Consider the following 10,316-nt stretch of genomic DNA (forward strand, 5'->3'; position numbering starts at 1 on the left):
CCGACCCTCTGGTTCGTAGCCAGATACTCTATCCAACTGAGCTACGGGTGCGCTGTCTCGCTAGACGTTGTGTCTTGCGAGAAGCGGAATACTATAGATTCGCTTTTTGAGTGTCAATCGTTTTTGAAAGTTTTTTTACAGGGCCGTGCTCGGTCCGGCTGCCGCTGTCGTGCTGCGCCAACAGGGGTACCGGTCAGACATAGTTGGCCGTTGTCTTGATACAAAGTCTGAAAGCCGGTTGATGCCGCTCCGCGCATGGGGTCTGAACTTGGCTGTGAGGGCCAGCAGTTAACGGTGGCATGCAGCTGGAAAGGCGGAATTTTGTAAACTTATTAATTTATATCTAAACTTTTTCCGAAATCCTCAGATAAGACTCCTTGAGTAGGCCAATTTCGGGAGATCGAACATGGTTGCAATGGTGCTGGGGGCGGGGTTGGGGCTGCAGAATGGTTCGTTGGCGGCTTTGGGCGGGCAGGGGCAATTGGGGGAGGCCGCCTTTGGCCGCAGCGGCGAGAAGGTCTATGTCAACGCCAGCAACGGCAATCTGCTGCTGCAACAACGCGACGAATTCCTGAAGAGCGCCGGTCTCGATCTGAGCTTGCTGCGCACTTACAACAGCCAAGGTCAGGTCGGAGAGGACCCCGGCGTCTGGAGATTGGGCGCCGCGCGTCAGGTGACCGGCCGCCAAGGCGGATTCAACCAAGCGGGCAGCACCGTGCGCCGTATTGGCGAAGACGGTTCCGCCGTGACCTACCGTTACGATGTCGCCCGCCAGGCGTATGTGGGGCAGGACGGGCCGGGAGCCGACGATCTGCTGCGCTACGATGCCGCGCGTCAGCAATGGACCTGGACCGATGGCGCGAGCCAGACCACTGAAACCTACGACGCGGCGGCGGGCGGACGGCTGCTGCTGCAGCGCGACCGCGACGGCAAAACCCTGCAAGTGGTTTACAACGCCGCCGGATGGGTGGTGCGGCTGGACAGCTCGGGCGGCGAGCAACTGGCCATAGATTACGATGCCCGAGGCAATATCACGCAGTTGCGGACCTTGTGGACCGAGAACGGCGCCAGCCAGACCCGTACCCGGGTGCGCTATGGCTACGATGCGCAACAGCGGCTTAGCAGCGTCAGCGTCGACCTGAGCCCGGAAGACGGCCGTATTAATGACGGCAAGGTTTACATCACCCGTTATGCCTATGACGGGAATTCCAGCCGACTGGCCAGCCTGAGTCAGAGCGACGGCAGCCGCCTGGAGTTTGGCTACAGCCAGGTCAAGGACGAGTGGCGGGTGGCGGAGGTGAGCGATATCGACCGCGAGGGCGTGGTGCGCCGCACCCGCTTCGACTACGACGTGGGCAAGCAACAGACCACCATCACGGATGCAGCCGGCTTGCAGAGCACTTGGCGTTATGACGCGCAAGGCCGTTTGCTGGAAGCCGGCAGAGGCGGGCAGCTTCAATTGCGCGCAAGCTATGATGCCCAAGGGCGCTTGCTGCGCCTGACCGACGCGCGCGGACAAGCCACCCACTACCAATACGATGGACAAGGCAACCGCGTTTTGGAGCGAGACGCCTTGGGCCAGACCGTGCTCCGGGAATACGATGCCGCCAACCGGCTGCTCAGCGAAACCCGCCATACCGGGCTGGACCCGGACGGCGCGGGTCCGCAAGTCCCGGACGGCGCGCAGACGACGCGTTACGCTTACGACGAAAAGGGCCGGCTGCGTTTCCGGATCGACCCCGCCGGCGGCGTCACCGAATGGCGCTATGACGCGCTGGGCCGGCCTGTCAGCCAGCTGAGCTATCTGAACAGCGCAGGTCAGCAGAAGGCCGACACCGCCAAACTGACGGCCTGGGCGGCCGGCCAGCCGCCGGCGCAGATCCAACGCAGCGACAGCGTTTACGATTTGCGAGGCCTGGTCAGTGAAACCGTGCGTTATGCCCAGCTAGACACCAAGGGCCAGGGGCTGCGCGACGGCAGCGAGCAAAGAGTCCGTTATCTATACGATCAGAACGGCAATGTGCTGCAACAATGGGATGGCCGCGGCGCCAGCGTGCAATACCGTTACGACGGCCTTAACCGCCTGACGCGGCAGACCGATGCGCTGGGCAACAGCACCGTTACCGTTTACCTCGACGCGCAAAGGCAAACCCAGGTCACCCTGGCCAACGGCCTGAGCACGCTAAGGCAGTACGACAGCGCCGGCCGGCTGATCGCCCAAACCGAACAAGACGCCGGGGGCCCGCTGGGCAGCACCCACTATCTCTACGACGCCATGGGCCGGCTGCTGCGCAGCACCGATCCCACCGGTCAACGGCAATACCAGCTTTACGACGCGCAAGGGCGCAAGCAGGCGGACATCGATCCCACCGGCGCGCTCATTGAATACCGCTACAACCCCGCAGGCCAACTCATCCGCCGAACCGGCTACGCCAATCGCATCGACTTGAGCCGCTTGAACGCCGATCCGTCGCAATGGACGCTGGACGCCTTGCGCCCCACAGGTCACGCGGACGACCGCATTGAACACCTGCTCTACGATGCCGCCGGGCGTCTGGCGCGCAGCATCGACGCCAGCGGGGCGGTCGCCGACACCCATTACGACGGCAGCGGCCGGATCATCGGCACAACTCGCTACGCCGCGTGGCTGGGCGCCAAGAAACAACAAGCCTTGCAAGCCCGTGACGGCGAGCTGAGCCTTGATGAGGCCAATGCCCGCGTTGCCGCCAGCGGGCAAGATAGGACCGAGCGCCGGTTCTACGATGAGGAGGGGCGGCTGCAGGCGGAACTGGATGGCGAAGGCTATCTGATTGAGCATCGTTACGACAGCGTCGGTCAACGGCTTGCTTCCATTCGTTACGCCAACGCGACCGCCGGCGCAGAACGCGCGGCCGGCGGTTTGAGCGCGCTGCGGCCGCAGACCCACGCCCAAGACCAGACCACTTCCTATTATTACGATGGCCGTGGTCAGCAAGTGGCTGAAGTCGACGCCGAAGGCTATCTGAGCGAAACCCGCTACGACGCCGCCGGCCGCGTCCAACAACAAATCCGTTACGCCAACCGCGCTAAAACCGGGGCCACCCTGGCCGCGCGCCGTCCCGCCGTCCATGGCAACGACCAAGGCTTGCTCTATGAGTACGATGCCGCCGGCCGGCTCACTCGCCAGGTCCGGCAACCCGATGGTCTGATCACCAGCTACGCCTACGACAGCCAAGACCGGCTGATCCGGACCACCCGCCAGGCGGGGAAGGATGGTCGCAGCCAACTGCAACGTTACGACAAACAGGGCCGGTTGACCGCAGAACTGGCCGGCGAAGGCGCCCAAGCGCTGGCGGCGCTGGGCGGAGCGCCCAGCCAAGCCAGGGTGGACGCCGTGTGGGAACGTTGGGGCAGCCGCCACTACTACAACGCCGCCGGCCAACGCATCGCCACCCTTCGCCCCAACGGGGCAGACGGCCAGAGCGAACGCACCCTTTACTTCTATAACGCAGCCGGCCTCCAGACCCACATCGTCAATGCGCTGGGCGAAGTCAGCGACACCCGCTACGACGCCTTCGGCCAAATCGTAGGACAACTGAGTTATGAGCGCCGGCTTAGCGCGGCGCAGCTGGCCGGCCTGAACGGCGGGCCGCAATCCCAACTCACCCCGCTGCTGGCCTCACTCGCCCAAGCCGGCTTCAGCCGCCAAAGCTATGGCTACGACCGGCGCGGCGAGTTGGCCAGCCAGACCGATGCCTTGGGACGCGTGACGGATCGCTGGAGCTACAACGCCTTTGGCGAACGCCAGGACCACACCCGCCTGGACGGCGGCCGCCAGCAATTGCTGTACGACCGCCGCGGCCTCAATATCCAGCAGCAAGACGATGCCGACGGCTTGAAGCTGCTGCGGCACACCCGCTACGACGCCTTTGGCCGCGCATTGGAACAGACCGATCCGCAAGGGCAGGTTCAGCGCAGCGAATACGATAAATTGGGCCGGCAAATCGTCAGCCAGGACGCTCTGGGCGGCCGGCGGCGCAGCGTCTACGACGCCTTCGGCCGCGCGCTGACCCAGACTGATGCGCTGGGCGCCGTCACCACCACCGTCTATGACGACAAGACCGGCCGCTTGACCGTCACCGACGCCAACGGCATTGCCACCGTCACAGAGCGCAACGGCCACGGCGAGATCGTCATCGTGACCGATGGGCGCGGTCACGCCACCACCTACCAATACGACCGCGACGGCCGTCTGATTCGTCAAAACAACCCGCTGGGTTACGGCGAACAATGGCGTTACAACAGCGCCGGGCGCCAGTTTGAAAGCCTTGACGCCAACGGCGTCCGCACCGTCTACGTTTACGACGCGGTGGGCCGTGTTTTGCAGCGTACGATTGACCCGACCGGCCTGAACCTAAGCACCCGCACGGAATACGATAGCCGCGGACGGGTGCTGAGACAGATCGACGCCAACGGCAGCGTGAGCGAGACCCGTTACGATGGCAATGGCCGCGTGATTGAAACCGTGCGCGACGCCACCGGCCTCAAACTCCTCACCGCCTACCATTATGACGGCCAGGGACGGCGGATCCGCGTGACCGAAGCCGCCGGCAGCCCTCAGGCCAAGACCACCGAATACCAATACGACAATGCCGGCCGACGAGTAAGAGAGACCGTGGACCCCGATGGCCTCAAACTCAGCACCCGCTACCAATACGACGGCAACGGCAATGTGACGTCCAAGACCGATGCCGGCGGCAAGGTGACGCGCTATGCGTACGATGCCAATCAGCGGCAGACGTATAGCGTCGATCCGTTGGGCTATGTCAGCGAAACCCGTTACGACGCCGAGGGACGCATACTGCGCACCACCCGTTACGCCCAGGCGCTCAAACCAGGCGTTCTCGCCTCAGTAGAGAACCTGGCCGATCTTGGCCCGCAACTGAAGGCCAGCGCGGCGGACCAAACCGAACGGCGGGTTTACGACAAAGCCGGCCGGCTGCTGCAGCGGATAGACCCTCAAGGCTATCTGACCCAATACAGTTACGACAAAGGCGGCAATCTGGCCTGGGTCTCGCGCTTCGCCAATGCGGTGCAAGGGACGTTCATCGACGGCCAGCTCGTCGCCCGCTTGGGCAGCCTCCCGGATAGCGGCGCGCCGGCCGGCGCCTATCTCTTGACGGGCGGCGCGGACCGGGGAGAGTTTCAGCTGTACGACGCGCTTGGGCGGCTTCAGCTGAGCCGGGACGCGCGCGGCTACGCCACCGAATACCAGTACGACGCGGCCGGCCAGCTGCAGCAGCGGACCCAATATGCCAACCCGGTGCAAAAGAAGACCAGCACCAATCAGATGCCGGCGCGGATCGACCTCATTGAGCAGGCACCCGCGGATGGCCGCGGCTACATTCTGCGCTCCGCCGCGGACCGCAAGGAATTCTTCGCTTACGACACCGCCGGCCGCGCCGTATTCAGCGTGGATGCGGAAGGCTACGCCACCCGCCGCAGCTACGATGGGCTGGGCAATATCGTGGAGACGCGTCGGCACGCCAACCGGAGCATAGCCAACCTGGCCTGGATGCAGGTCAATCAGGCCTTGTACGCCTATTTGTACGGTCGGGCGGCGGACTCGCCCAGCGCCCTACACGACAAAGCCGCGGCGGACCCAGCGGCGCGGGCCAGCGAACTGATGGCGAGCGCCGGATTCGAAAAGCGAGTGGGCAAACTAGACAACGCCCAACTCGCCGCCTGGATCTACCAGACGGTGTACAGCCGAGCCGGCACCGCGCAAGAACTGGAGGCGGCCAAAGCGCGGCTGGACAAGGGCGAAAGCCGTGGCGGCGTTTTTTGGAGCCTGCTGCAGCAGGCCGATGTACAGCAGGTGGCGCCGTCCGCCGCCATTGCCCAGGCCTTGAACGACTGGCGCGTGCTGGCGGAGGGCACCGGCTACCACAATGGCGACCAGGTCAGCCGCCAGCAATACGATGCGGCAGGGCGGCTGAGCCATAGCGTGGACGCCAGCGGCTATGTGACCGCCTACCGCTACGACGCGGCGGGCCAAGTGACGGAAACGCGGCGTTACGCCCAGCGGCTATGGCCGGAAGCGGATGCCAAGACCAGCGCGGCGGCCAACGCAGAATGGGCGGACTACAATAAGCGCCTGTACGCTTATGTCCTGGGACGGGCTCCGGCAAACCTGGATGAGCTCAATGCCAGAGCGGCGAGTCAAAGCGAGCGGGCGCAAGCTCTGCTCAGCAGCCCAGAGTTCGAAAAACGATACGGCAAATTGGATGAGGCCGGCTTCATAGATTGGGCGTTTCGCCGGATTGTCACACGTAGCCCGTCCGAGGCTGAAAAAGCCACCTGGCAGGAAAACCTGGGGTCAAAGGGCAGAAGCCGGGGCGAGTTGGCCAGATATCTGATGGGCTGGCGCTTGGCGCTCAAACGTCCGGCCGCGCTGGACGTACGTCAGGCGCTGAACGACTGGAGCGTGCTGGCTCAAATCAAAACCAGCGCCCAAGATCAAGTTAGCCGGAGCGTTTACGACGCCGCCGGCCGCCTGATCCAGGAAACCCGCGGCGACGGCGGCAAGCTGGCCGCTACCACCCGCTATCAACTGGACGCCCAAGGCAATCGCGTTGCCGAAACCGACGCGGGCGGCCGCACCACCCGCCGCGACTACGACCTGCTCGGCCGGCTGATCCGCGAAACCGACGCGCTGGGCGGCGTCACCGTCACCGAATACGACGCCTTCGGCAAGGCCATCAAGATCACCGACCCGCGCGGCTACAGCGGTTACAACTATTACGACGCGCTCGGCCGCCAGACCCTGCACATCGATCCCGAAGGCGGCGCCACCACGACCGAGTACGATGCGTTTGGCGACGTGCTGCGCATCAGCCGCCATGCCAATCGGGTCAATGTGTCCACGCTCAAGACCGCAAGCCGGCCGATGATCCCGGCCGAGCCCGCTCGAGACGCCGTCACCACTATTCTCCGCGACAAGCTGGGCCGTCAGGTGGCGATCACCGACGCCGAGGGCGGTGTCGAGAAGATGGCGTACGACGGCCTGGGCAACAAGACCGCCTACACCAACCAACTGAACGGCGGCTATCGCTACGTCCACGACGCGCAGGGCCGGGTGCTCAAAGAGACCAGTCCGCTGGGCATCGTCAAACGCTTCGAATACGACGGCTTCGGCAACCGCAGGCTGCAAGTGGAAGCCGAAGGCAAGCCGGAGCAGCGCACCACCCGCTACCAATACGACGCGAACAACCGGCTGATCCGCCAGACCAGCGACGCGCTGCCGGTCTACACCCTGGACGGCGGCGAAGCCACGGTCAGCCCCAGCCAAAGCTGGCGCTACGACGCCGCCGGCCGGCAGATCGAATTCACCGACGCCAACGGCAAGATCACCCGCAGCCGCTACGACGCGCTGGGGCGCAAGGTGGCGGAGCGCAACGGCGACGGCGTGTTGAGCCAATGGACTTACGACGCAGTCGGCAATGTGCAGGCGCAGCGCGTCTACGCTCGGCCGGTGGGGCTGCCGGCCGACGGCGGCGTGCCGGCGCCGGCCTCCGCCGACGTCCGCGAAACCCGCTACGACTACGACGGCAACAACCGCCTGATCGAAACCCGCCAGCCGGGACAAAGCGTCGGCCAACGCGACGCCGCCAGCGGCCAGTACACAGTGGCGACCCAAGACCTGATCAGCCGCCAGCGCTACGACGCCAACGGCAACCTGATGGAAAGCATTGACGCCCGCGGCGGCAGCCAGCGTCACTACTACGACCGCGCCGGCCGCAAACGGCTGAGTGTCGACGCCGCCGGCTACGTCACCGCCTGGGACTACGACGCCGCCGGCCGGGCGATCCGCGAAACCCGCTACGCCAGCGCCCTGAGCGGCGCTTACGACAGCGCCACCCCGCTGGACACGCTGCGTCAGCAACTCAAGTCCCACGCCGACGACCGCGTGCGCGAAACCGACTACGACCGGATGGGCCGGATTAGCGCGGAACGCACCCTCAAGCTCAAAGTGGCTAGCGCCAACGGCAAAACCCAACTTACGGTAACCGCCACGACCCGTTATCAGTACAACACGCTGGGCAAGGTGACCCAAAAGACCGACGCCGCCGGACAGAACACCAACTGGAAATACGATAGGCAAGGCCGCGAGACCCGACGCCAGGACGCGGTATTTACCGATTACTTGGGTCGAGCCGTGCGGCCGACCAGCGACAGCGAATACAACGGCCTGGACCAGCTCAGCCGCCAGATCCGTCGCGGCCTGGACGAGGCCAGCGAAGCCGACGACCAGATCGTGCGCTACCAATACGGCGCCGGCGGCCGCTTGCTTAGCCAGACCGACGCGATGGGCAACGCCATCCGTTACGACTACGACGCCGCCGGCCAGCTGACTCGCAGCCAGCGGGCGCGACGCCAGGCCGACGGCAGCGAAGCCAACGACGTGACCGGCTACCGCTACGACGCGGCCGGCCGCCAGACTGAAAGACGCGACCAGGCGACCGGCATGCGTTTTGAAACCCGCTACAACGCCTACGGCGAAATTGACGGCAAACGTACCAGCGCCAACGGCAAGGGCACGTGGCAGGAGTTCGCCGAATACGACGGCGCCGGCCGGGTGTTCCGGAACAACAGCGGCGGCGTCACCCGGGCCTACCTGTACGACGCCAACGGCAACGCCACGCTGCAGATCGAATCGGACAGCGTGGATCTGCGGCAATTGAGCCGGGACCAGATCCTGGCGGCGATCAACCGTCCGGACAGCGGCTTGCGGCTGACGGTGAGCGAATACGACGGCCGCAACCAGAGGGTGGCGACCTACCAGCCGAAGATGGTGAACGCGCGGGACCAGGCCTTGGTGCAGGCGGAGCGCTGGAACAGCGCGGTGCCGCAGGAGGGCAGCGGCGGGGTGGTGAGTGCGGGGGCGGCGAAGAGGCAGGAAGGAGTAGTGGGGAAGAATCCGCTGGTAGGGGGAGGGACATCAGTTAATTTGAGGTCTCAAGCGACGTTGAATGCTCAACTATATAACGTTATCTACTCGGATTCAAAACTTTTTACTTCGAAAGGAGTTCGAGTTGCATTTGATGTTTCTGGGGTGATTTCAGGCCTACCTAGTGGAGGCTATTACCTTTCGGTGCAAACTGAAGTTAATTTTTCAGGTTTTTCGTTTAGCAATAGAAATATCTATAAAGAATTTCATTTTCCAGATGGGGGAGGGAAGGGATCTTTGATGGTTCCATTCGGAGTTAAATATTTGAGTGAGCGAAAAGGGGTTTTAATGTCAACCCATATAGATATGGCAAATATTAAAGTCTCTGTTTCTGTTCATAAAAAAACTAATTATGGTTCTTTTGTTGTTTCAACTCCCGTGGAATTTAATGGTAGTGCTAGTAAATTTACTCCAGCATCCGGAGGGGTATCTTCCGTTTCTAATGTTTTAGGTAGTGCGCGAAGTATTGAAATTCAATCCCAACCCACCTCCGCTACCCAGATGTTGCTCTATACCCGCCCTGCGGGCAGCAATGCCGGCTGGCAGTATGTCTATGTGCCCCAGCTCAAGGTCAACGGCAATGTAGTACCCGGCCAGTTCGCCCTCGACTGGTCCGGCATGGCGCGCCAAGCCTACGAATTCCGCTACGTCGCCATGGACGCCGCCGGCAAGGTGCTCAACACCCGCCAGGGCACGATGAACCTCAACGACAGCGCGCCCACCATCTCTCAGAGCAAGGCCGCCGTCGACAGCGCCTTCATGTACAACACCGGTTGGGTCAATCTGACCAATCTGGGCAACACGCCCGCCACCGGACGCGTGCGTTTCCGTCAACCGGGTGGCGCATGGAGCAGCGCTTACACCACGCTGGAGAGCGGCATCCAAGGGTGGTTTCAGTTCAACCCCGCTCACTACGGCCTGGCTGCCGGGCAGACCTGGGAGTATGAGCTCGAGCGCCTCGACGCCAACGGCCAATCGCTGGGCGCGGTGGTCGGGTCCTTCCGTCCCGGCGAAGCGGCTTCCGTTACCCAGCCCGTCGCCTGGCGCGACCAGCCGCAGATCGTTCACATCGGCGGCAATCAGCCGGCGGCGGCCACCCGCGGCCTGATCCGCTACCGCACGGCCGGCGGCGCCTGGGCCGAAGCGCCGCTGAGCCGCGCCGCCAACGGCGAATGGGACTGGGACAGCAGCGCGCTGGCCAAGGGCCTGAGCGCGCCGACGGTCTACGACTTCGAATACCAGTTGTTCGACGCCAACGGCCTGATGCTCAACCGCGCCGGCGGCCAGCTGACGCTGGGCGGCGGCGCCGTCAGCGTCAATACCAAGG

General features: G+C 63.8%; 1 protein-coding gene. It reads left to right on the forward strand.

The features are described from left to right. Positions 1–406 precede the first annotated feature (406 nt). A partial coding sequence (locus tag ACODSD_RS24610; RefSeq protein ID WP_488878589.1) for an RHS repeat domain-containing protein occupies positions 407–10,316 on the forward strand: 9,910 nt, incomplete at its 3' end.

It is taken from the genome of Chromobacterium sp. FG22 (assembly GCF_057809415.1).